Annotated in this window: 1 protein-coding gene; it reads left to right on the top strand. The window is 66.3% G+C overall.

The features are described 5' to 3' along the window. Positions 1 to 258 (top strand): cadherin-like domain-containing protein (locus tag AF337_RS43460; protein WP_160320408.1); only part of this gene is annotated, 258 nt, incomplete at both ends.

The following is a 258-nucleotide window of genomic DNA, read 5'->3' as shown; positions in this document are numbered from 1 at the left end:
GCAGCTGGACCTTCACGCCGGATGCCAACTACAACGGCCCGGTCAGCCTGAGCTATACCGTCATCGACGGCCATGGCGGCAGCCTGCCGGCAAGCCAGAGCTTCACGCTTGATGCGGTCAACGACGCACCCGTCCTCAGCGGCAATGCGGCGACGCTTGCGGCGGGAACCGAGGACACGCCCTACACGATCAGCGCCGCTGATCTGCTGGCCGGCTTTACCGATGTCGACGGCGACCAGCTGTCGGTCTCCGGCCTCA

This window comes from Rhizobium ecuadorense, assembly GCF_001187535.1.
Taxonomy (GTDB): domain Bacteria; phylum Pseudomonadota; class Alphaproteobacteria; order Rhizobiales; family Rhizobiaceae; genus Rhizobium; species Rhizobium ecuadorense.
This window is presented reverse-complemented; position numbering and strand designations above follow the sequence as displayed.